Raw genomic sequence first — 21,283 nt, 5'->3', positions numbered from 1 at the left:
CTTATTCTCCGGCCGGCCCGGTGGTCGCGGCCGTTTTCAGCCGGCGGATTTCGAGGCCGGCGGCCTGCAGCCGTTCGCTGACGACCCGGGTCAGCCCCATGAGAATCTTGCTGGCGATGGTGGGATATTTCTGGGTCGTCGCCAGCAGGTCGGCGCGGAAGAGGCCGAGGAGTTCGCTGTGGTCGAGGGAGCGCGCCGAAGCGGTGCGGGGAGCCGGGGCGGCGAGGGTGGTTTCACCGAAAAAGTCGCCGGGACAGAGGAGGGCGAGCTCCTCCTCGGTCCCGTCACCATGGCGAAGGAAGATCTGGATATGTCCGGTGCGTACCAGATACATGCCGCTCCCCGGGTCCCCCTCCTCGAAGACCGTCTCCCGGGGATCGTAATGACGCGGGTGGACAAGCTCCTCGAGGGAGGCCAGTTCCCGGGTGCCGAGATCGGCAAAGATCGGTACCTTCCCGAGAAAATAGGAGAGGGACTCCTCATCTGTTTTCTTGCGGAAAATATTGCTCCAGAGCGGATTCATGGCGTCCTTAGGGCGGGGGAAGGAACCGGGTTTGTGCCGTCAGCGCGGCTCCCCTTGCACCGGAGAGGCGGTCTGCGGGAGGTTGACGCGGTGGCCGACGAAGGTCACGGTGGTGCGTTCCTCCCCCTCGGGGCGGCGACTCTTCCTTTCCTGCCGGGCAGGGAGGAGAAAGCCGCTCACCTCGGCGAAGGTGATTTTGAGGCGATCGTCGATTCGGCCGTCGGGGGAGGTGATGAGAACCTCATTGAGGAGATAGCCGTTACGGCAGGGGAGATGCCGCAGTTCGGCGCTCAGCCGCTGCCCCGAGGCGGTGCCGACATCGAGGCGGCGCAGCACCTTCTGGATGGGATCGAAATCCATGGCCAGGGAGACGATTTCCTTCTGCGGCAGGGAGAGGGCGCGATGGTAAAAGGCGCCGCCGAGGGCGACCGGGTCGCGGAAGGTGGCGCTGATGGTCAGGCTACGTGCCGCACCGAGCTGGGATTCGCTCACCCTGACCTCGGCTGCTTTCAGCAGTCGGCGTCGTTCTGCGGCGCCGCGCACCGGGAGAAAGAGGCCCGGCATGTCCAGGGCGAATTTGCGGGAAAAATGCCGGATCATCTCTTCCATGGTGGGGAAGGGCTGAGGGTGCGCCGCCGAGATAGTCGTCTCTCCCGTGTCGCGGGACCAGAAAAGGATCAGGGTCGGCGGCGTCGGCCGCGGCAGGTCCGGGGGGATGCCGGCGGTCATGGTCCGAAAGATTTCGGCGATGCGATCGGTCTCGATGACCGCCTGATAGCGGTCGAGCCCTGGCTGAACCTCGGCATAGGCTGCGGCAACCGCCTCGATGGGCGCGGGGTCGAATTCCGCTCCGGCGACCGGGGCGCTCCAGAGCAGGGCAAGGAGAACGGGGACGAAAATTTTCATGACGACCTCCTGTCGGCAGGGAGCAGGGTGCAACCGTGGACGGGGCCAGGGCAAACACAATGCATTATAGCGAATGTCGCTCGGACAACAAGGGGATTTATCGAGCCTTCGCCCTTTGTTGACAGGATCTTGCCCCCTTGCTATGCTCGAGGCCACCTTGCTGCGCTCGGTGTCATCGGCAACACTCTTTCACCGGCCAGGGGATGCCCTGGCTTTCTTATTTTCCTGCCGAGAAAGGGCGCTTCTGTGGCCGCCGAGGAGATCGACCCGAAAAAATTCCCCACCGCCGCCGGCGTCTACCTGATGAAGGGGGAGGACGGCACCGTCCTCTACGTCGGCAAGGCGAAGAACCTGCGCAACCGGCTGCGCAGCTACTTTTCTTCCGCTGCCGGCGACGGCCGGGCGCAGATTCGCTTTCTCCTCCCCCGGGTCCGGACAGTCGAGACCATCGTCACCGACACGGAAAAAGAAGCGCTGATCCTCGAAAACACCCTGATCAAAAAATACCGGCCGCGCTACAACATCCACCTGCGGGACGACAAGACCTACGTTTCGGTGCGCATCGATCCCGGGGAAGAATTTCCCGCCCTGCAGGTGGTGCGCAAGGTCCGCGCCGACGGAGCGCTCTACTTCGGCCCCTTTTCCTCCGGCGGTGCGGTGCGGGAAACCCTCAAGGAAATCTACCGCATCTTTCCCCTGCGCCACTATCCCCTGACGACCTGCCGCCGCCGCGGCCGCCCCTGCCTTTTTTACCAGATCGGCCAATGCAGCGCTCCCTGCCACGGGCGCATCAGCGCCGCCGAATACGCCGGGCTGGTCCAGGGGGTTGTCGATCTCCTTTCGGGTCGGGAAGAGGCGGTGGTGGCGCTGCTGCGGGAGAGGATGAAGGCCGTCGCCGCGGCGACACGCTTCGAGGAGGCGGCCCGCCTGCGCGACCAGATCCGCTCCATCGAGCAGACGGTGGAACGGCAGAAGGTGGTGGCTCCCGGCGGCGGCGACGAGGACGTCATCGGTCTCCATCGGGAGGGGGGGGAAGTCGAGGTGGCGATCCTCTTTATCCGCCAGGGGAAGCTGATCGGCCGCAGAAATTTCTCCCTGGAATGGCGCCTCGACGAGGACGAGCTTCTCTCCTCCTTCCTGCAGCAGTACTACAGCCGCGAAGTTTTGGTTCCCGACCGGGTGCTCGTCCCCTTCGCCCCGGCGGATGCGGAAACCCTCGGCGACTGGCTCGGCGAACGTCGCGGCCGAAAAGTCTCGGTGCTCGCCCCGCAGCGGGGGGCGCGGGCCGAACTGGTCCTCATGGCGGCGCGCAATGCCGCCGAAACCTTTCGCGAGCGGGGGAGCCGCCGGGAGGCCCGGGACGGGATTCTCGAAGAGATCCGCACCCGCCTGCACCTCTCCCGGGAGCCGCGGCGCATGGAGTGTTTCGACATCTCCAACGTCCAGGGGGACTTCAGCGTCGGCAGCATGGTGGTGACCATCGACGGCGAACCCGCCCGGGACCAGTACCGCCATTTCCGCATTCGCACCGTCACCGGGGCCGACGACTACGCCTCCCTGTACGAGGTCCTCAAGCGTCGCCTGACGCGGGGGATTTCCGAGGACGTCCTTCCCGACTTCATTCTTATCGACGGAGGGAAGGGGCAACTCTCCGTTCTGGCGGCGGTCCTCGAGGAGCTGGGCCTGTCCGGGCGCATCGATGCCGCCGGGATCGCCAAGAGCCGTGTGGTTTCCAACGTGCGCGGCAAGGGGGTGGAGCGCAGCGAAGAGCGCTTCTTTCTCCCCGGGCGCAAGAACCCCCTGATGCTCCGTCAGGGGGGGGCCGCCCTCTTCATGCTCGAGCGCCTGCGGGATGAGGCGCACCGCTTCGCTATCACCTACCACCGCAAGCTGCGCGGCAAGGAGGCTCTGGCGTCGGCCCTGGAAGAGGTCGAAGGCATCGGCCCCTCCCGGCGCAAGGCCCTCCTTCGCCATTTCGGCAGTCTGAAGAGAATCCGGGACGCGTCGCTGGAGGAGCTGTCGGCCGCTCCCGGGCTCCCCGCGGCGGCGGCGCGCAACCTCCACGCCTTTCTTCATCCCGAGGGTGACGCCTGATGCCTGCGGCAGGGGAGAACCTTCCGGTCTTCGTCTACGGCACCCTGCGCCGCGGGGAGAAAAACTATCCCCGCTATCTGCGGGGGCGGACGCTACGGGAGGTTCCGGCTTCCGTGGCGGGAACCCTGTATCTGGCTGCGGAAGGGGGGTATCCCTATCTTCTGGCGGAGGGGGACGGGGGGAGGGTGGTCGGGGAACTGATGTATCTCGATCCGGCCTGCTACGGGGAAGTCCTGCGGAGCCTCGATCTGCTTGAGGAATACGACAGCGCCGCGGAGGGCGAAAGCGTTTATCTGCGCCGCCGGGGGACGGTGAGGGTGGAAGGGGAGGGGCCAGTGTCGGCCTGGATCTATTACTGGAACGGCCCCGGGGATGCGGGGCGGCACATCGTCGGGGGCGACTTTTCCAACCGCTGAGGTTCCTGGGAGCCTGTCGGGCTATCCCAAATTAACCTAAAATAACGGTAGGCTACCTCTCGAAGTCGCCAGAAGGACCATGCGGGACCAGGAAGAAAACCCGCCTTCCCAACCTCACCCGCAGCGGAGCGGGCAGGCAAAAGTACCAAATACGCCATCCCCCGCAAGAATATCCGCAGAACGAGACGAAAGGGAGAGAAACCACAACATCGTTTGCACACTTGCATCGGAGAAGACGCGCCGTTACCGCCGCAAGTACCGTAGAAAGACCGTGCGGTCTGGTCGGGGGCCGATTTTGTTTTGGGGGCGAGGGCAAAAAAATGCTAATCTACCCGCGCTATTAATGCCCTTCGGCAGTATAGATCAGGAGCGCGAGACATGTCCCTTCCCGTTGCATGGGTTTGCCCATGAAAGAAGCTACCGCGCGGATCAAGATCAACAGGCTGCTCGAAGGGTCGGGTTGGCGATTCTTTCCAGAGGGGACCGCACCCGCCAACATTCGTCTTGAGCCTGGTGTCACTCTCAAGACGGCCGACCTCGACACTCTTGGCGACAATTTCGAAAAAGCCGGCAAGGGCTACATCGACTTTTTGCTTCTCGATACCAAGGGCTTTCCGCTGATTGTCCTCGAAGCCAAGGCCGAGGAGAAAAACCCGCTGGTCGGCAAGGAGCAGGCGCGCAAGTACGCCCGCTCCCTGAACTGCCGCTTTGTCATCCTCTCCAATGGCAACCTGCACTACTTCTGGGACCTGGAGCGCGGCAACCCCTATCTCATTACCTCGTTTCCGACTCCCGATTCGGTCACCGGCTATCAGAAGGTCACGCCCAACCCGCAGCGCCTCATCGAGGATCTGGTCGACGACGACTACATCGCGCTGACCCAGCGCCCCAATTACCATGCGGAAGCGGCCTGGCGCAACGAAGCCGAACGCTCCGGTTTTGTCCAGGTCAATAAGCTGCGCTTTTTGCGCCCCTATCAGCTCAAAGCCATTCACGCCCTGCAACGGGCGGTCAAAGACGGCAAAGACCGTTTCCTCTTCGAAATGGCCACCGGCACCGGCAAGACCCTCACCGCCGCCGCCGTCATCAAACTCTTCCTCCGCTCCGGCAATGCCCGGCGCGTCCTCTTTCTGGTTGATCGTCTCGAACTGGAGGATCAGGCCAAGAAGGCCTTCGCCGCCCTTCTCTGTGCCGATTTTCAGACGGTCATCTACAAGGAGAACCGCGACGACTGGCGGAGGGCGGAGATCGTCGTCACCACCGTGCAGTCGCTTCTCTTCAACAACAAGTACCAGCGGCTCTTCTCACCGACCGATTTCGATCTGGTCATCTCCGACGAGGCCCACCGCTCCATCGGCGGCAATGCCCGCGCCGTCTTCGACTACTTCATCGGCTACAAGCTCGGCCTCACCGCCACGCCGCGCGATTACCTCAAGCGCTTCGACAAGACCAGTCCCACCACCCGCGACCCGCGCGAGGCCGAACGCCGGCTGCTCCTCGACACCTACCGCACCTTCGGCTGCGAGAGCGGACTGCCGACCTTCCGCTATTCTTTGCTCGATGGGGTAAAGGAAGGCTTTCTGATCAGCCCGACGGTGGTGGATGCCAGGACCGAGGTCACGACGGATCTCCTTTCCGAGGAAGGGTTTGTGGTCGAGTTTAAGGACGACACCGGGGAGGACCAGCAGGAAGTCTACAAACAGCGCGAGTTCGAGAAACGCTTCTTCTCCGAGGCGACCAATATGGTCTTCTGTAAGGCTTTTCTGGAGAACGTTCTGCGCGACCCGGTCAGCGGCGAGGTCGGCAAGGCGATCGTCTTCGCCGTCAGCCAACACCACGCGGCCAAGCTGACGCAGATCCTCAACCTGATAGCCGATCGTATGTTCCCCGGCAAGTACCAGTCCGACTTCGCCGTGCAGGTGACCTCGCAGATTTCCGACGCCCAGCAGTTCACCATCAACTTCGCCAATAACAACCTGCTCGGTTCCGGTAACGTCCTGCCATCCTACAAGACCAGCAAGGCGCGCGTCTGCGTCACCGTCGGCATGATGACCACCGGCTATGATTGCCCGGACATCCTGAACATCGGGATGTTCCGCCCGATTTTCTCACCGACCGACTTCATCCAGATCAAGGGGCGCGGCACCCGCAAGCACAACTTCCTCGAACAGCTGTTCGACGCTGGCATCAAGGAGACGGTGAAGGAACCACATAAAAAGGCCTTCAAGCTCTTTGACTTCTTTGCCAACTGCGAATACTTCGAGACCGAGTTCGACTACGACGAGGTCCTCAAACTCCCCAAGCCCAAGGATAAGGGCGAAGATGGAGGGGACCCGCCGCCGTACGCTGAGACCTACGAGCACCTTGGTTCTGACATCCTGGCCGGCATCAAGGAAGAGATGATCGGCCTGGACGGGATGCGGATCGACCGGATGTTCTTCGAGAAGTTCGAAGAGGTCGTGCTGGAGAACGACTTCATCGCCCAGGCGATTGAGTCGGGCCATTGGGACCGGGTCATCGACTACGTCAACCGCGAGGTTTTCGACAAGCCCGAGGAGTACTACACTCTCGACAAGCTGCGCAAAGCCGCTGCCGTCGACCGTCGTCTGACCTTGCGCGAGATTCTGGAAAAAATCTTCGGTCTGATCCCGCGCTTCAAGTCGAAGGACGAACTGCTCGAAGAGGAGTTCGCCAAGTTCGTCGCCGACGTCAAGCCCGAAGAGGCCGCTGCCATTCCGGCGATCAAAACCTTCTTCAAGGCCTACGTCACCAGCGACCAGGTGCGCCATATCATCGAGAGCAAGCACTACACCGATCTGGCCACCAACCCGGTCTTCTCCTCCAGCGACTTCCGCGCCGTGCCGCCGAAATACCGCACCTTCGTCCCGGAGTATGTCAAGGATTACGTCTCGTTGAATCAGTTTGCGGCATAATTCTATGCGCTCATAACAATGCGTCGCTAAATACGGCGAATTCACCCTATTTAAACCCCTCGAATTCGAGGGGTTTGGGGAGCACAAATGTCATGACTAAGGAAAAGAGAAGCACACTCGAAGTTCAGGGGTTGGCGATCGCCATCATTAGCAAACATAACCAGGATTACATCTCCCTTACAGATATTGCTCGGTATCGGGATTCACAGGAGCCTTTTTCGATCATCAATAACTGGATGCGCACCCGGAGCACTATTGAATTTCTTGGGCTTTGGGAAACGCTGAACAACCCGGATTTTAAACCTATCGAATTCGAGAGGTTTAAAAGTGAAGCCGGAAGTAACTATTTTGTCCTCTCGCCGAAACGGTGGATCGCCGCCACGCAAGCAATGGGCATCACCTCAACCTCTGGGCGCTATGGCGGCACCTATGCACACAAGGATATCGCCTTTGAGTTTGCAACATGGATATCGTCAGCATTCAAACTCTACTTGATCACGGAGTTCCAACGTCTCAAGGAAGACGAAAGCCGTCGCCTCTCTCTTGCCTGGAACCTGAACCGCACCCTTTCCAAACTCAACTACCACATCCATACCGATGCCATCAAAATCCACTTGATACCGGAGGCAATTACCCCCGCGCAAATTGCCATGACCTATGCCAGTGAAGCGGACCTCCTCAATGTGGCCCTTTTCAGCCAGACCGCCAGGCAATGGCGGGATGCCAACGCTGGCCTGGAAGGCAACATGCGCGATTACGCCACCATCGAACAACTGCTGGTGCTGGCCAACCTCGAAGGCATGAACGCCGAACTCATCCACATGGGTCTGTCCCAAGGGGAACGGCTTAAGCGCCTCAATGAAATCGCCATCCGGCAGATGCAGGTCCTCACCTCTGCCTCGGCAATCAAAAAACTCAAGGGATAAACATGCTCGATACCGATACCAAGCGCCGCATCGACACCGCTCGTGACATTCTTGTCGGAAAAGTCCCCGATCCTAAATCGCAGGTCGAGCAGATCACCATCGCCTTGATTTACAAATTCATGGACGACATGGACGCCGAGAGCGAAGAGTTCGGCGGACAGCGCAAGTTCTTCACCGGTGACTTTGCCCGCTACGGCTGGGCCAAACTCATGCACTCCGGTCTCGGTGGTCACGAAACCTTGAACCTTTACGCCGAGGGGATTACCAAGATGCCGGAGAACCCCGGCATCCCGCTCCTCTTCCGCGACATCTTCAAGAATGCCTATCTCCCCTATCGCGATCCGGAGACGCTGCGCGCCTTCCTCAAGATCATCGACGAGTTCAGCTACGACCACAGCGAGCGCCTCGGCGACGCCTTCGAGTATCTCCTCTCGGTCCTCGGGTCGCAGGGAGATGCCGGGCAGTTTCGCACCCCGCGCCACATCATCGACTTTATGGTCAAGGTCCTCGACCCGAAGAAGAGCGAGACGATCCTCGATCCGGCCTGCGGCACCGCCGGTTTTCTGATCTCGTCCTACAAGCACATCCTGTCGGCCAACACCGACGCCAAGGGGAACAGCACCCTGACTCCGGACGACAGGGGGCGACTCGCCAAAAACTTCAAGGGCTACGACATCTCCCCCGACATGGTGCGCCTCTCCTTGGTCAACCTCTACCTGCACGGCTTCGCCGATCCGCACATCGTCGAGTACGACACCCTGACCTCCGAGGAGCGCTGGAACGAATTCGCCGACGTCATCCTCGCCAACCCGCCCTTCATGTCGCCGAAGGGGGGGATCAAGCCGCACAAGCGTTTCTCCATCCAGGCCAAGCGCAGCGAAGTGTTGTTCGTCGACTACATGGCCGAGCACCTCACTCCCAATGGTCGCGCCGCCATCATCGTGCCGGAGGGGATCATCTTCCAGAGTCAGGGCGCCTACAAGGAGCTGCGCAAGCTGCTGGTCGAGAACGCCCTCGTCGCCGTGATCTCGTTGCCGGCGGGGTGTTTCAACCCCTACTCCGGGGTGAAGACTTCGATCCTGATTCTCGACAAGTCTCTTGCCAAAACCGCCGAGACCATCGCTTTTTTCAAGGTCGAGAACGACGGCTTCGGCCTCGGCGCCCAGCGACGAGCCATTGAGAAGAACGACCTGCCGCAGGTCCAGTCCGAACTCGCCGCGTACCTCCAGTCCCTCCGCTCCAACGGGTCCACCGAATCCATCCTCTCTTCCCTGTCCACCGCCCAAATCGTAACGAAGGTGAAGATCGCCGCGAATGGGGATTACAACCTGAGTGGGGAGCGGTATCGGGAGGGCGCTGCACGCGCTTCGTTTTTCCCGAACGTCCCACTTGGCGAAGTGTGCATTCTTATCGGCGGTGCAACCCCGTCCAAAAAAAATGAGTCCTATTGGACAAACGGCACGGTGAAATGGATTTCATCAAAGCACATCGACGAACGCGGACTCATCACCTCTTACGAACTCATTTCCCAAAAGGCGGTTGAAGAGACATCCACAAGAGTAGCTCCCAAAGGATCGACCATCATCATCACCCGCGTCTCCGTCGGGAAGTTCGCATTTGCAAACGACGACTACGCCATCAATCAAGACCTCACGGCACTTGTATCGAAAGACAATGAGCGCCTCACACCTGAGTTCATCCGTGTCGCAGCGCACCACATCGCTCAAGTGGTTGAGCGCAATGCGGAGGGTATCGGTGTTCGCGGAGTGACGCGAAGTTTTCTCTCCGCACTCCAAATCCCACTGCCACCGCTGGAGGTGCAGAAGGAGATCGTGGCGGAGATCGAGGGCTACCAGAAAGTCATCAACGGCGCCCGCGCCGTCCTCGACCACTATCGCCCCCACATCCCCATCCATCCCGACTGGCCGATCTTCCAGCTAAGCGAAATCTGTTCATTTAAGAACGGCCTGAACTTCGACAAGACCTCGTCGGGATACACTGTAAAGATCATTGGCGTCAGTGATTTTAAGGCGAACCTCTACGCACCACTCGACGACCTCGACGAAGTGCATCTGGCCGCGCCACTCGCAGACGATTACCTCGTCAAAACTGGAGACATTCTTTTCGTTCGATCAAACGGTAATCCTGACTTAGTCGGGCGCTCGTTGTTTGTCCCTCCGCCACGAGAACCTACGACGTTCTCCGGCTTCACGATTCGAGGCCGAATTCAGGACCAGCGAGCACTGCCGCTCTTCTTCGCCCACTTCTTCAAATCCCGTGACTTTGCGGAGATGATCAAGACAGTTGGCCAAGGCGCGAACATTCGAAACCTATCCCAAAACATTCTGAATGAACTCAAAGTGCCCCTCCCGCCCCTCGCTACGCAGCAAGCCATCGTGGCGGAGATCGAAGCCGAGCAAGCGCTGGTCGCCGCCAACCGCGAACTGATCACCCGCCTCGAGCAAAAAATCCAAGCCACCCTCGCCCGCATCTGGGATGGGGACGAGAAGCCATGAAATTCGCCGAGTTCGATCAATACTCGGAAGACCTCCTGATGGCGCAGTATGGCGTCTCGGAGATCATCACGCACGAGCTGATGAAGGGCGAAGTCCGCGAAGATTTCTTGATTTCCACTTTGGAGTCATGCTCCGATCCCAAACCAAAACTGGTGAAGGGGACAGTTTCAGATGGTCAGCACGACGCGGGCCAGTTGGACATCATTCTCTGCCGCCCACATGCACACCTGCGACGTCTCGGCTCGCAGTGCTTCGTGGAGAAGAACGACGCACTCTGCGTGATCGAAGTGAAAGGCAACTGCACGGGACGTGACTTGAGGAAAGCAGAGAAGAAAGCGGTGATGATTCAGAACCTCCAAGGCCAGCGGGTCCCGCAATATGGGGTGGTGTGCTACAAGGTCGATCTGGAGTTGAAGACCATCATGGGTCGATTCGGTTATTCCTATGATGTCGCGAACAGTACCTATTTTGATAATTCCACGATTCCGAATGAGGCCGAAGCCGACTGGCGCAAGATTGATTATCCAAACCTGGATTTCTTCGTCTCCCTTGAGGACGGGAAGAAGGTTTTCCTGCGGAAATATGAAATGAGCCCTGGCAAGTTCCGGTTCATCCGAGCGGTTAAGTCCCCACTCATCAAGGAGCTGTTTTCAATGATGCGGAGCTTGTGGATTCCGGCGAACCAAGCGCCTGTGCCCTGATCGATGCCGAGCAAGCGCTGGTGCCTGCCCAACCGCCTCCAAGGGAGTACCTGAATGAGCAACGTCAATATCAAGCGGGCCGTCGAGAACATCCGGACGAACACGACCGTTTACACCCCTGTTGTCGAGATGATCGTCAATGGAATTCAGGCCATAGACGAAGCGGGCCGAAGGGATGGCAAAGTGCTGGCGCGGGTGCAACGATGTACCCAGCCCGAGCTCGATGACAGCCTGCCGGAGGTCATCGGTTTCGATATCGAGGACAACGGCATTGGCTTCACCGATGCGCACCGCAAGTCCTTCGATACGCTCTATACCGACATAAAGATCGAGGAAGGCGGAAAAGGGTTTGGGCGTTTCACCGGCCTCAAATATTTCGAGGATCTGCATGTCAAGAGCGTCTACCGCGATGGCGACAGTTTCAAGCTCCGCAGTTTTTCAATGGGCAAGGAGCATGAGATCATCGTGCGCGAGAAGGTCGCCGCGGTAGACGGGACGGATACGGGATCGACGGTGACGCTCGCCATGCTTAAAGGTGGGCGGGGATTCGACAAAAAGCTCTTGACCATCGCCCGCAACCTTGTGGAACGTCTACTTCCATACTTTATTACGCAGGATTACGTCTGCCCGGACATCGTTCTCTGCGAGCAGGACGGTAGCGGCGCGATCCGCCTGAATGACTTCGTCAACAATGAACTGTCCGCCGTAATCCGAGAAATTGGTGTTGAGCGAAAAACATTCACCCTGAAAGCCCGAGAGACGGATGAAGATTTCCTGGTCCGGGTCTTCAAGCTCTATTCGCCGGGCAAACAGAAAAGCCGGATCAGCCTTGTCGCGCACAAGCGCGAAGTCGCGGGCTCTGCGATTCACAAATACATCCCCGAGTTCGAAGATGAATTCTTCGAAAAGGACAGGAACGGGGAGATCGACCGTGAGCGCAATTACATCGTTAAAGCCTATGTGTTCAGCCCTTATCTGGATCGCAATGTTTCCTTGGAGCGCGGCGGGTTCGAGTTTCAGATGGAGAGCGATCTCACTCTCGGAATCGGGCAAACCCAGATTGAGCACGACACCGCCCTGATCGCACGTGAGACGATGGGCGCGGATATCACCTTCCGGCAGCAACGCAAGAAGGAGCGCGTGCAAACCTACGTGGACGAGGAGGCGCCCTGGCACAAGACGATCCTGGAGAAGCTCGATCTGACCAGCATGCCTTACAAACCCACGAACGAGGAGATCGAGGCACGGCTCCAGAAGGAGAAGTTCGCGCAGGAAGTCACAATCCGCAAAGAGGTAGCGAAGCTGTTGACGGAGCCAAGTTTGGAGAAAGTGAAGGACAGTGTGAAAGAGATCGTCAGCAAGGTCTCCGACACTAGCAAAAACGACCTGATCCACTACATCGCCCTGCGCCGGACTATCCTGGATATCTTCGGCAAAAGTCTCAATTTGGATGAATCTGGAGCCTATTCCTCAGAAGGCGTGGTTCACGACATCATCTTTCCGCGCAAGGGCGACTCGGACGCCACGCCGTTTCACGACCACAACCTCTGGATCGTGGACGAGCGCTTGAACTTCACGACCTGGGTATCCTCCGACGTTCCGCTCGACGGCAAGAATGCCGACCGTCCCGACCTTTTGGTCTACAACAAGCGAGTACTCTTCCGCGGGGACAACGAGGCGAGTAATCCGATCACCATCTTCGAGTTCAAGAAACCGCAGAGGGACGACTTCGTGAACCCGTCTTCGCACGAGGACCCGGTGCAGCAGATCGTGCGCTACGTGAACAACATCCGCGACGGCAAATACAGGACCCCCGAAGGCCGCAAGATGTTGGTCGCGGAGAACACACCGTTCTATGGTTATATCGTGTGCGACCTGACGGCCAAAGTTGAAACCTGGCTGGAGCGCGAGAAGAATTTTACGCCCATGCCGGATCGGTTGGGCTGGTTCCATTGGATGGGTAACATCAACCTCTATGTCGAGGTCATGAGCTGGGACAAGGTGCTTAAGGACGCGAAGATGCGCAACCAGATATTCTTCCAAAAGCTTGGAATATAGGGGCACATTTATGGCTTTGAAGAACGCCGAGGCCACCCCGGCGGAGGTTTGATCCATGGAAGAAATCGCCGAGGAGTTTCGAGATTTCGTAGCCGAAATTGTCAAGGCATCCAAAACCTGAGAAGACGCTGAGGACGGAGACTGGTTCGCGCGGACTTCCGGAGAGGGAAGGAGGGAGGAGGTAGCTCGGACCTCCCGGCCTGCCCGGACCTGGCAAGGAAGGTGCTCGGGTTTCTGTGCTGAAAATACCTGGACAGCGTCAGGCGTCTCGCTGCCACCTTCTTCGACGGAAAAGAAACGAGGTCCAACCAAGAAAAAGAGCCTACGGACCTTAGCGGTACCGTAGGCTCTTTTTGTGTTCGGGTTGGCTTGCGTGGTCGGGCTGAGAGGATTTGAACCTCCGCCCCTCTACTCCAGAAGCCGTCTGGATCCTAGAATGAGGAGCCGGGCTGGCGGAGAAACTCGGCTTCTTCGACGCTTGAGGTCCGGCCGAGAACCGCGTTGCGGTGGGGAAACCGGCCGAAACGCTCGATGATCTCCGCGTGGCGCACGGCATAGTCGAGAAACCCTTCGCACATTTTCTTCAGGTCCGGCGGCGCCTCCTCGAGGAGCCGGGTAAAGAGGGCGACGGAGCGGCGCTGGAGGGCCGCATCTTCGCTGTGTTCCAGGGGGAGATAGAAGAAGGCCCGCTCGACGACGGCCAGTCCCCTGTCCTGGCCGCGGGCGAGTCCCTCCAGGGCGATTTCGAGGGCGCAGCCGTCACAACCGTATGCGGCCGGAGTCTGGCGGTGGATGTTGCGGGGAAACTGATCGAGAAGGAGGATCAGCGCCAGGGTCCCCCGGGGCGTTTCCCTCCAGTGCCGGTATTCTCCGGCCATGGCCCGGGGGAGGTCGTTTGCGAAGCGGTGGCGGATCAGTTGATCAGTTTCGGCGTCGCCGCCGAACCAGAAGCGCATCCGCTCCGTCGGGGGCGCTCCATTGGCCGGGCGGGGGCCGAACCAGAAACGGAGGATCTCCTCGGCCCGCTCCGGCTCACTCTTCATCGCCGGAGGCCATGGCCGCAACCCGGTCCTGGTCCAGCTCGGCCAGGTACCTGAGGATGGCGGCGCTTCTGTCCGGGGGCAAATCCAGAAACTGGACGCCCATCCCGACATCCCGGCGCGAAGTTTTCATCCATTCGGGGTGGTTCACCCAGGAGACCCGCCCCAGATAGCGGGTCTCTTCCGCTTCGCCGGGAAGGGAAAATTCAACAGTAAGGCGGGTGTCGATGGGGAGTAGCCTGGTGGTGGAGATAAAGACCCCGCCGCCGGTGAGATCGACGACGCGGCCGGGGAAGGTATCCCCGGACAGGGGACCGTAGCGGGTTGCCAGGTCGACGGGGATACGGCGTTCGAGCCGTTTTCCGATGCCGAGGAATTGACTGGCGGTGGTGACAAGCTCCCGGGGTTCGAGGGGGGAAAGGGCAAAGGCGTCGCACCCCGACTGGCGACAGCGCTCCAGGCTCTCTTCCGAGTCTCCCGGGGCGACGAGGATGATCGGCGTCTTTCGCAACAGGCGGTCGTTTTTGACCCGGCGGCAGCAGGCGTCACCGGCGAGGACCGGCATCTCGAGGGCGAGGATGACCAGGATCGGATCCTCGGCTTCGATCGCCGCAAAGGCCTCCTCCCCGTCGTGCACCACCAGAAGATCGTAGTGGACCCGTTGGAAAAAGGAGTGTTTTGTTGCTTCGAGGATTTCCCGCTGCGCCGCCACCAGAATCTTTCGCTTTTCCACGTCGCGTCTCTCCCCTCCCCCGCTAAAGGGTATTGATTTTCCGTTTTCCGGGGTCTTCCCCGGAAAACGAGACAACCGGTTTTCATGCAAGATAGGGTCCACGGGGAGCCTTCAGCACGAATTCGCTTCTTTCCCGGCCGATGCAGCCTCGGAGCTTTTCCGCCGGGTCCCGGCGGCGGTCCGGAGTCAAAAAGCCGGTCATTTGACCGGCTTTTTGACTCCGAATCAGGGGGTCAGACGATTTCCACCAGATTCAGGTCGAAAACAAGATTCTTGCCCGCCAGGGGGTGATTGGCGTCGAGGGTCACCGACTCTTCGGTCAATTCGGTGACCATGACCACGAAAGAGCTGCCGTCGTCCTGGGTCACTTCCAGCTGGTGGCCGAGAATCAGTTCGACGTCGTCGGGGATGTCCTTGCGCTCGACGACGGCAATCATCTCCTCGAGATGCGGGCCGTAGGCGTCCTCCGCTGCCAGGGTGACGGTCTTCGTTTCGCCCGGGACCATGCCGAGGACCGCCTGCTCGAAGCCGGGGATGACTTCGCTGCTGCCGATGGTGAACTCCATCGGCTCGATTCCGGCGGAGGTGTCGAATTCGGTGCCGTCCTCGAGACGACCGGTGTAATGAACTTTGACCAGGTTTCCCTGCTGAACGTGTGTCATGAATGATTCCTTTCCTTCGGGTAAAAAAAGGGCCGTCTGCGCAGCGGTAGCTGGCGCAGACGGCCCCGTCTTGTCCGGCAGAAGCCGGGGTATTATTTGATGGAGATCAGTTCCACATCGAAGATCAGGGTGGCATTGGGGCCGATGAGCTGCCCGGCGCCGCGCTCGCCGTAAGCGAGGTCGGCGGGGATGAAAAGCTGCCACTTGGCTCCTTCCTTCATCAGCTGCAGCGCCTCGGTCCAGCCGGCGATGACGCCGCCGACGGGGAAGGTGGCCGGCTGGCCGCGCTTGTAGGAGCTGTCGAACTCGGTTCCGTCGATCAGGGTCCCCTTGTAGTTGACGGTGACGGTGTCGCTGGCCGAGGGGGTCTTGCCGGTCCCCTCTTCGATGATCTTGTACTGCAGGCCGCTGGGGAGGGTCTTGACCCCCTCCTTCTTGGCGTTTGCGGCGAGGAACGCCTCACCTTCGGCCTTGTTCTTTTTCGTCATCTCGGCGTTCCGGGCTTCCTGCTTGGCCATCATTTCCTGCTGCAGGGCCATCAGGGTCTTCTGGGACTCTTCTTCGGTGAGGAGGACCTTGCCCCCCGAAAAAACGTCCTTGATTCCCTGGGCGAGGATGTCGGCGTCGATCTCGATCTCCTTGCTCTTGAAATCCTTCCCGAGGTTCATGCCGATGCTGTAGCTGGCTTTTTCCCTGTCGGTCTTGAGTTCCAGTTCCTTCTGCTGGGCGGTGCAGCCGGTGGCGATCAGCAGGGCGGTCAGGGTGCACAGGGTAACGACCATTTTCTTTTTCATGAAATGTCCTTTCCTAGCTTGAATGGAGACAATAAATCCCAGGGGAGCCCTTTCGAGTAAATGCTGATAACACTACCCGCCCGAAGGCGCCCTGTCAATAGTCTGGCGCCGGGCAAGGCGGCAATCTTTTCCGTCCGGGGCCCGGCCCCCTTTTCCCGGGAGCTCTCCATCCCCCGATTAACCTTGGCATCCTCCGCCGGCGGATATATCCTTTTTCCGGGTCTCCCTGCTTCGGCCGGGGACTCTTGCCTGCCGGCAGTTCCTTGTTAGAGTTTGTTTTATCCCCACTGCGGGCGATTATATTCAAGAAATGGAGCCGTATCGCCATGGAACCCTTCATCTGCATTCACGGCCATTTTTATCAGCCCCCCCGGGAAAATCCGTGGCTCGAGGATATCGAGCTTCAGGATTCGGCCTACCCTTTTCACGACTGGAACGAGCGCATCGCCGTCGAGTGCTACGCGCCCAACGGCGTCGCCCGCATCCTCGACGGGGAGGGGCGCATCGGCCGTATCGTCAACAACTACGGGCAGATCAGCTTCAACGTCGGTCCGACCCTCCTCTCCTGGCTCGAAAAGCACCGCCCGGATACCTACCTGGCCATCCTCGATGCCGACCGCACCAGCCGCCAGCGTTTTGCCGGGCACGGCTCGGCCATCGCCCAGGGGTACAACCACATGATCATGCCCCTGGCCAACAGCCGCGACAAGGCGACCCAGGTCGCCTGGGGTCTGGGCGACTTCCGCCGCCGCTTCGGGCGGGAGCCGGAGGGGATGTGGCTTCCGGAAACCGCAGTCGATCTCGAGACCCTGGAGGTCCTCGCCGGCGAAGGGATCACCTATACCATCCTGGCCCCCCACCAGGCCGCCCGGATCCGCCCCCTCGGGGAGAAGCGCTGGCAGGACGTCTCCGGAGGAAAGGTCGACCCGCGCATCCCCTATCGCTGCCCCCTCCCCTCGGGGAAGAGCATCGATCTCTTTTTCTACGACGGGCCCCTGGCTCAGGAGATCGCCTTCGGCGGGCTTCTGAGGGACGGCGAGCATTTCCTCCAGCGCCTTGTGGGGAATCCCTCCGCCGACTCCCGGCCGGAGCTGGTCCATGTCGCTACCGACGGCGAGACTTACGGTCACCATCACCGCTTCGGCGAGATGGCCCTGGCCTACTGTCTCGATCAGATCGAGCGGCGCAAGCTGGCCCGGATCACCAATTACGGAGAATTCCTCGCCACCTACCCCCCGGCCTTCGAGGTGCAGATCGCCGAGAACACCTCCTGGAGCTGTGCCCACGGGGTGGAGCGCTGGCGCTCCGACTGCGGCTGTCACATCGGCGGCAAACCGGGGTGGACCCAGGCCTGGCGCGCACCGCTGCGGGCGGCTCTCGACTGGCTGCGCGACGACCTTGCCCTCCTCTTCGAAAAGGAAGCGGCGAGCCTTTTCGCCGACCCCTGGAAGGCGCGCGATGCCTACATCGAGGTCCTTCTCGACCGCTCCCCCGAGACGGTCCGCTCCTTTTTTCAGGCCCAGGCCGGGCGGGTGCTGAATCCGGAGGAAGAAGTGCGGGGCCTGCGCCTTCTGGAGCTGCAGCGCCAGGCCATGCTCATGTACACCAGCTGCGGCTGGTTCTTCGACGAGGTGTCGGGAATTGAAACGACCCAGATCCTCGCCTACGCCGGGCGGGCGGTGCAGCTGGCCGAAGAGGCCTGCGGGGTGCGACTCGAGGACGACTTTGTGCAGCGGCTCTCCGAAGTGCCGAGCAACGATCCGCGCAAGGGGGACGGGGCGCGGATCTACCGCGACCTGGTCGCCGCCATCCGGCTCGACCTGCCGCGGGTGGCGGCGCATCATGCCATCGTCGCCGGGTTCGGCGGCACCGAGACCGAGGGGCGGGAAGTTTACTGCTACAGCGCCACCGACTGTGAACAGCAGGACTTCCCCGGCGGACGGATGAAGCTGACCGTCGGCCGTACCCGTATTCGCTCCTCCATTACCTGGAATGAGGAGGATTTCGCCTTCGCCGTCCTCAATCTCGGCGGCCACAACGTCAATGCGGGTGTCCGCCCCTTTGGCGGAGGGCAGGCCTTTGCCTCCCTGAGCTCCTCCCTCTCCGAGGCCTTCGGCCGCAGCGACATCCCCGGAGTGATCCGTCTCATGGATCAGCACTTCGGCACCAGCAGTTATTCCCTCTGGCACCTCTTCCGGGACGAACAGCGGCGCGTCCTCGGCCAGGTCATGGCCCAGCCCCTGGAACTGGTCGCCGCCGCCTTCCAGACGATCTATGCCGACAACTTCACCCTGCTGCGCTTCCTCAGGGGGATCGGCATGCCGATCCCGGCGGCGCTGCAGGTCCCCGCCGAACAGGTCCTGACCGGGCGGCTCCGTGATCTCCTCGAAAACGGTCCCCTGCATCCCCGCCGGCTGCACGACCTGGCCGAGGAGGTGGAAAAGCTCGGACTCACCCTCGACGACCCGATGCTCCCCCTGGCCGCCGGGCGCCAGCTGCTGCGGCAGATGGAGAAACTCTCCCGCACACCGCGCAACATGGCGCTCCTCCTGACCATCATCGAAACCCTCGAGGTCCTGCAGGCCTTTCCCCTCGAGGTCGATCTCTGGAAGGCACAGAACCTCTACTGGGACACCCACCATGCCCTGAAACCCCTCTCCGGCGGCGAAAACGGAGAATGGCAGGAGAGCTTCCGTCGTCTCGGCGATCTTTTGCAGATCCGGATTTCCTGAGACGACGGATTCGTCGGTGAAAAAAAAGGGCCGCCCGGCAGGGCGGCCCTTTCTCTGTCTGTCAGGCTGGAGCCGGGGCTAATGGGGGCGCCAGGTGATGCGGTAGCCGAAGGTCTTCGGATCGAGCCAGTCGAGGGTCGTCGCGCCGATCTCGGCGTAGGGGTACATCAGGTAATTGACCGGAGCCCCCTGCTGGGGCGGGTTGAGGGTCAGGTCGCGGCCGTGTCCGAGGGCGATGCGGTAGGGGTCGATCCCACCCCAGAAGTAGGCCCGGTATTCGGCTGCCTCGGGGGATTCGGGGGCGAGATTCTCCGTAAGCATCTTCTTGCGCACATCCGCCGGGTCGACGGGGACCCAGCCGTAGCCGGGGAGGAAAAACTCGGCCCAGCAGTGCTGCCAGCCGGTGATCTCCTCTTCCGAGCCCTTCCCCTGGCGGATGCCGAAGACTTCCCGGGCGGGGACGCCTGCGGCCCGGGCGAGGGCGACGAAGACCGAGTGAATGTCGGCGCATTTGCCGCCGGGAGCCGTCAGCAGGGTGCAGACGTCCCCCGGGCCGCAGCCGCGGGTTTTGGGGTCCCGGTACATGTTGTCGCAGGTCCAGTCGTAGATCGCCCGCGCCTTGCCGGCGACGGTCCCCTGTCCCCGGGTGATGCGATCGGCGAGGACCTTGACGGCGCCGTCGATGGGGCCGAGGGCGGTCGCCTCCAGGTAGGGGGCGTAGTCGGCGGGATCCCAGGCCCCTTCCCGGGCGGGAAAATCGCGGCGAATGACCTCCTGGCGCTCGACGGCAAAAGCAAAGGTCAGCTTGCGGCTCTTGGCCCCATCGGCCCAGCGGGCAAAGAGCATCGGCGTCCGGAAGACGCGGTCGGTGTAGACCGCCGCCTCGGCGTAATCGCCGTCGATGCGCACGGCGCTGACGACCTGATTGGCATCCGACACCGGATAGGGGATCCAGAGTCGGGTCTCCCCGGGCTCCGTCCGGGCGGAGAGGTCGAACACCTGGGTGACGGTCCCCCCCTGGCTTGCGGCCAGGGCGCAGGTCCCGGCCAGGGCGGCGAGGAGGGTCAGGAACAGAGTGAACAAGCGTTTCATTGCGGCGCTCCTCGAGTGGGAATGTATGGCGGGAGGCTAGCAGCGCCGGGGGGCGGATGTCCAATAGTTAATCCTGATGGAAATCCCTGCACGAATCGGGATCTGTTATGCTTTATCGGGGACGGGTTGCAGCCGTCGGGTTCAGCCTCCTCTCCTTTGCCGGGCCGGGTCCGGGAGCCATGGCAAGAGTTCAGCGGCCTTCTCCGGCGCCGAAGGCATGGATTTGAGGCCCTGATCCATATCTTGAGTTGTGCCTGCTCGGCGGGAATGTTAAGCTTTTCCACAAATGAAAGGCAGGAGAGTCGATGCGGTCGAACAAGGCGGAAATTAAATGTCCCGAATGCGGCAGGAAGATTCCACCCGAGACGGGGAACCTGCTCCGCAAGGTCGTCAAATGCTCCAAGTGCGGCATGACCATCAGGCTCGGCAGCGAGACGGAAACCTCTTCTCTCTCCCCGCGCTCGGCCGCACTCTCCCGGGAAGTTTCTCCTTCGGCCAATCCGGCACCCCTCCGGGCGGTCGCTTCGCCCCCACCCGCCCCGGCCGCACCCGTCCCTTCCCCCCTCCGTCCGGCCCCGGAGGAGAGGTCCGCTGCGCCGCCGCCCCCCTCTCCTCCCGTCGCCGAAAAGTCCCCTGCGCCCCTTTCGGCTGAGAAGACTCCCCCTCCGGAGATGGGTGCCGTCGAGCCGGCGGTGAAACCGGTACCCGTCGAACCGGCGGCGGTGCGGGGACTGGCCCGACTGGAAATGGGCTTTGCCGACCTCGATCCTCCTTCCGCCGCTGCGGCCGGCGGCGAAATCGAGGAGGAGGACAAGGCTCCCCTCGTCGGGAGTTCCCCCCCCTCCGGGGAGGAGGGAGCCGGCGGCGCGGACGAAGGGGAGCCGGAACTGGTCATCGCCGAGGCGGATGCTCCCCGGGAAAGCGCCGCTCCTTCGACCCCAAACCCCATGGCCACCATCGTCGCCCAGATCGACGGCCAGTTCGGCGCCGGTTACGCGCAGAACCATCCCGAACTCATCGGTCCGCTGTTGCAGGCCGCCCTGGCCGACACGACCAATCAGCAGATTCTGCGGCGCCTCGATGAGATCGACCGCCGGCTCCTCAGGCTCGAGGAGACCCTCGTCCGCCTGCCCCACTGATCCCGTTTTTCCAGGACA

General features: G+C 61.2%; 16 protein-coding genes. 9 read left to right on the top strand and 7 right to left on the bottom strand.

Features of this window, described 5'->3' with window-relative positions; translation table 11 throughout:
* Window position 1 precedes the first annotated feature (1 nt).
* Window positions 2-523 (bottom strand): cyclic nucleotide-binding domain-containing protein, encoded by a 522-nt coding sequence (locus DSOUD_RS15055; RefSeq protein WP_053551780.1) that lies wholly within the window; start codon window positions 521-523, stop codon window positions 2-4.
* Between the two features lie 39 nt (window positions 524-562).
* Entirely contained in the window at window positions 563-1,429 is an 867-nt protein-coding gene (locus tag DSOUD_RS18890) for a hypothetical protein (RefSeq protein ID WP_053551779.1), read from the bottom strand.
* A 246-nt stretch (window positions 1,430-1,675) separates the two neighbouring features.
* Between DSOUD_RS18890 and uvrC the strand changes: the two genes are divergently transcribed.
* The 7 genes from uvrC to DSOUD_RS15015 all read left to right on the top strand — a co-directional run bounded on the left by uvrC (window position 1,676) and on the right by DSOUD_RS15015 (window position 13,073).
* Window positions 1,676-3,523, top strand: coding sequence for an excinuclease ABC subunit UvrC (gene uvrC, locus DSOUD_RS15045; protein WP_232426458.1), 1,848 nt, complete (start codon window positions 1,676-1,678; stop codon window positions 3,521-3,523).
* Window positions 3,523-3,939 carry a gamma-glutamylcyclotransferase family protein gene (locus DSOUD_RS15040; RefSeq protein WP_053551778.1) on the top strand — a complete coding sequence of 139 codons (417 nt, stop codon included), beginning with the start codon at window positions 3,523-3,525 and terminating at the stop codon, window positions 3,937-3,939. Before uvrC ends, DSOUD_RS15040 begins: the two co-directional genes overlap by 1 nt.
* 407 nt (window positions 3,940-4,346) lie before the next feature.
* Complete coding sequence (locus DSOUD_RS15035) at window positions 4,347-6,872, top strand: DEAD/DEAH box helicase family protein (RefSeq protein WP_053552411.1); 2,526 nt, start codon at window positions 4,347-4,349, stop codon at window positions 6,870-6,872.
* Between the two features lie 92 nt (window positions 6,873-6,964).
* The gene (locus tag DSOUD_RS15030; protein WP_053551777.1) at window positions 6,965-7,798 is read left to right on the top strand and encodes a KilA-N domain-containing protein; all 834 of its coding nucleotides are present in this window, start codon (window positions 6,965-6,967) and stop codon (window positions 7,796-7,798) included.
* Window positions 7,799-7,800: 2 nt separating this feature from the next.
* Window positions 7,801-10,314, top strand: a complete 2,514-nt coding sequence (locus DSOUD_RS15025; protein WP_053551776.1) for an N-6 DNA methylase — start codon at window positions 7,801-7,803, stop codon at window positions 10,312-10,314.
* Window positions 10,311-11,015, top strand: a complete 705-nt coding sequence (locus DSOUD_RS15020; protein WP_053551775.1) for a DUF6602 domain-containing protein — start codon at window positions 10,311-10,313, stop codon at window positions 11,013-11,015. The genes DSOUD_RS15025 and DSOUD_RS15020 overlap by 4 nt, the downstream gene beginning before the upstream one ends.
* Before the next feature lie 54 nt (window positions 11,016-11,069).
* Window positions 11,070-13,073, top strand: a complete 2,004-nt coding sequence (locus DSOUD_RS15015) for an ATP-binding protein (protein WP_053551774.1) — start codon at window positions 11,070-11,072, stop codon at window positions 13,071-13,073.
* A 431-nt stretch (window positions 13,074-13,504) separates the two neighbouring features.
* Here the strand turns inward: DSOUD_RS15015 and DSOUD_RS15010 are convergent, their stop codons facing one another.
* The 4 genes from DSOUD_RS15010 to bamJ all read right to left on the bottom strand — a co-directional run bounded on the left by DSOUD_RS15010 (window position 13,505) and on the right by bamJ (window position 16,302).
* A complete protein-coding gene (locus tag DSOUD_RS15010) occupies window positions 13,505-14,137 on the bottom strand; it encodes a DUF924 family protein (protein WP_423739488.1) in 633 nt (210 codons plus the stop codon).
* Entirely contained in the window at window positions 14,106-14,846 is a 741-nt protein-coding gene (locus DSOUD_RS15005) for a response regulator (protein WP_053551772.1), read from the bottom strand. The genes DSOUD_RS15010 and DSOUD_RS15005 overlap by 32 nt, the downstream gene beginning before the upstream one ends.
* A 233-nt stretch (window positions 14,847-15,079) precedes the next feature.
* A complete protein-coding gene (locus DSOUD_RS15000; protein WP_053551771.1) occupies window positions 15,080-15,508 on the bottom strand; it encodes an FKBP-type peptidyl-prolyl cis-trans isomerase in 429 nt (142 codons plus the stop codon).
* Between the two features lie 92 nt (window positions 15,509-15,600).
* Window positions 15,601-16,302 carry a BamJ family beta-barrel-assembly machinery protein gene (gene bamJ, locus DSOUD_RS14995; RefSeq protein ID WP_053551770.1) on the bottom strand — a complete coding sequence of 234 codons (702 nt, stop codon included), beginning with the start codon at window positions 16,300-16,302 and terminating at the stop codon, window positions 15,601-15,603.
* Window positions 16,303-16,628: 326 nt separating this feature from the next.
* On the opposite strand from bamJ, the gene DSOUD_RS14990 reads away from it, so the two are divergent.
* Window positions 16,629-19,034, top strand: coding sequence for a DUF3536 domain-containing protein (locus DSOUD_RS14990; RefSeq protein ID WP_053551769.1), 2,406 nt, complete (start codon window positions 16,629-16,631; stop codon window positions 19,032-19,034).
* Window positions 19,035-19,112: 78 nt separating this feature from the next.
* Here the strand turns inward: DSOUD_RS14990 and DSOUD_RS14985 are convergent, their stop codons facing one another.
* Window positions 19,113-20,126 (bottom strand): transglutaminase-like domain-containing protein, encoded by a 1,014-nt coding sequence (locus DSOUD_RS14985; RefSeq protein ID WP_053551768.1) that lies wholly within the window; start codon window positions 20,124-20,126, stop codon window positions 19,113-19,115.
* Window positions 20,127-20,431: 305 nt separating this feature from the next.
* Between DSOUD_RS14985 and DSOUD_RS14980 the strand changes: the two genes are divergently transcribed.
* The gene (locus DSOUD_RS14980) at window positions 20,432-21,265 is read left to right on the top strand and encodes a hypothetical protein (protein WP_053551767.1); all 834 of its coding nucleotides are present in this window, start codon (window positions 20,432-20,434) and stop codon (window positions 21,263-21,265) included.
* Window positions 21,266-21,283 lie beyond the last annotated feature (18 nt).

Source organism: Desulfuromonas soudanensis (assembly GCF_001278055.1).
Classification (GTDB): domain Bacteria; phylum Desulfobacterota; class Desulfuromonadia; order Desulfuromonadales; family WTL; genus Deferrimonas; species Deferrimonas soudanensis.
The sequence above is the reverse complement of the archived record's forward strand: the minus strand, read 5'-3'. Positions and strand labels throughout refer to the sequence as shown.

Excerpts from the sequence above, each read along its gene's own strand:
- DSOUD_RS15055 (WP_053551780.1), bottom strand. The coding sequence starts at position 523 with ATGAATCCGCTCTGGAGCAATATTTTCCGCAAGAAAACAGATGAGGAG.
- DSOUD_RS18890 (WP_053551779.1), bottom strand. The coding sequence starts at position 1,429 with ATGAAAATTTTCGTCCCCGTTCTCCTTGCCCTGCTCTGGAGCGCCCCG.
- DSOUD_RS15040 (WP_053551778.1), top strand. The coding sequence starts at position 3,523 with ATGCCTGCGGCAGGGGAGAACCTTCCGGTCTTCGTCTACGGCACCCTG.
- DSOUD_RS15035 (WP_053552411.1), top strand. The coding sequence starts at position 4,347 with ATGAAAGAAGCTACCGCGCGGATCAAGATCAACAGGCTGCTCGAAGGG.
- DSOUD_RS15030 (WP_053551777.1), top strand. The coding sequence starts at position 6,965 with ATGACTAAGGAAAAGAGAAGCACACTCGAAGTTCAGGGGTTGGCGATC.
- DSOUD_RS15025 (WP_053551776.1), top strand. The coding sequence starts at position 7,801 with ATGCTCGATACCGATACCAAGCGCCGCATCGACACCGCTCGTGACATT.
- DSOUD_RS15020 (WP_053551775.1), top strand. The coding sequence starts at position 10,311 with ATGAAATTCGCCGAGTTCGATCAATACTCGGAAGACCTCCTGATGGCG.
- DSOUD_RS15015 (WP_053551774.1), top strand. The coding sequence starts at position 11,070 with ATGAGCAACGTCAATATCAAGCGGGCCGTCGAGAACATCCGGACGAAC.
- DSOUD_RS15000 (WP_053551771.1), bottom strand. The coding sequence starts at position 15,508 with ATGACACACGTTCAGCAGGGAAACCTGGTCAAAGTTCATTACACCGGT.
- bamJ (WP_053551770.1), bottom strand. The coding sequence starts at position 16,302 with ATGAAAAAGAAAATGGTCGTTACCCTGTGCACCCTGACCGCCCTGCTG.
- DSOUD_RS14990 (WP_053551769.1), top strand. The coding sequence starts at position 16,629 with ATGGAACCCTTCATCTGCATTCACGGCCATTTTTATCAGCCCCCCCGG.
- DSOUD_RS14985 (WP_053551768.1), bottom strand. The coding sequence starts at position 20,126 with ATGAAACGCTTGTTCACTCTGTTCCTGACCCTCCTCGCCGCCCTGGCC.
- DSOUD_RS14980 (WP_053551767.1), top strand. The coding sequence starts at position 20,432 with ATGCGGTCGAACAAGGCGGAAATTAAATGTCCCGAATGCGGCAGGAAG.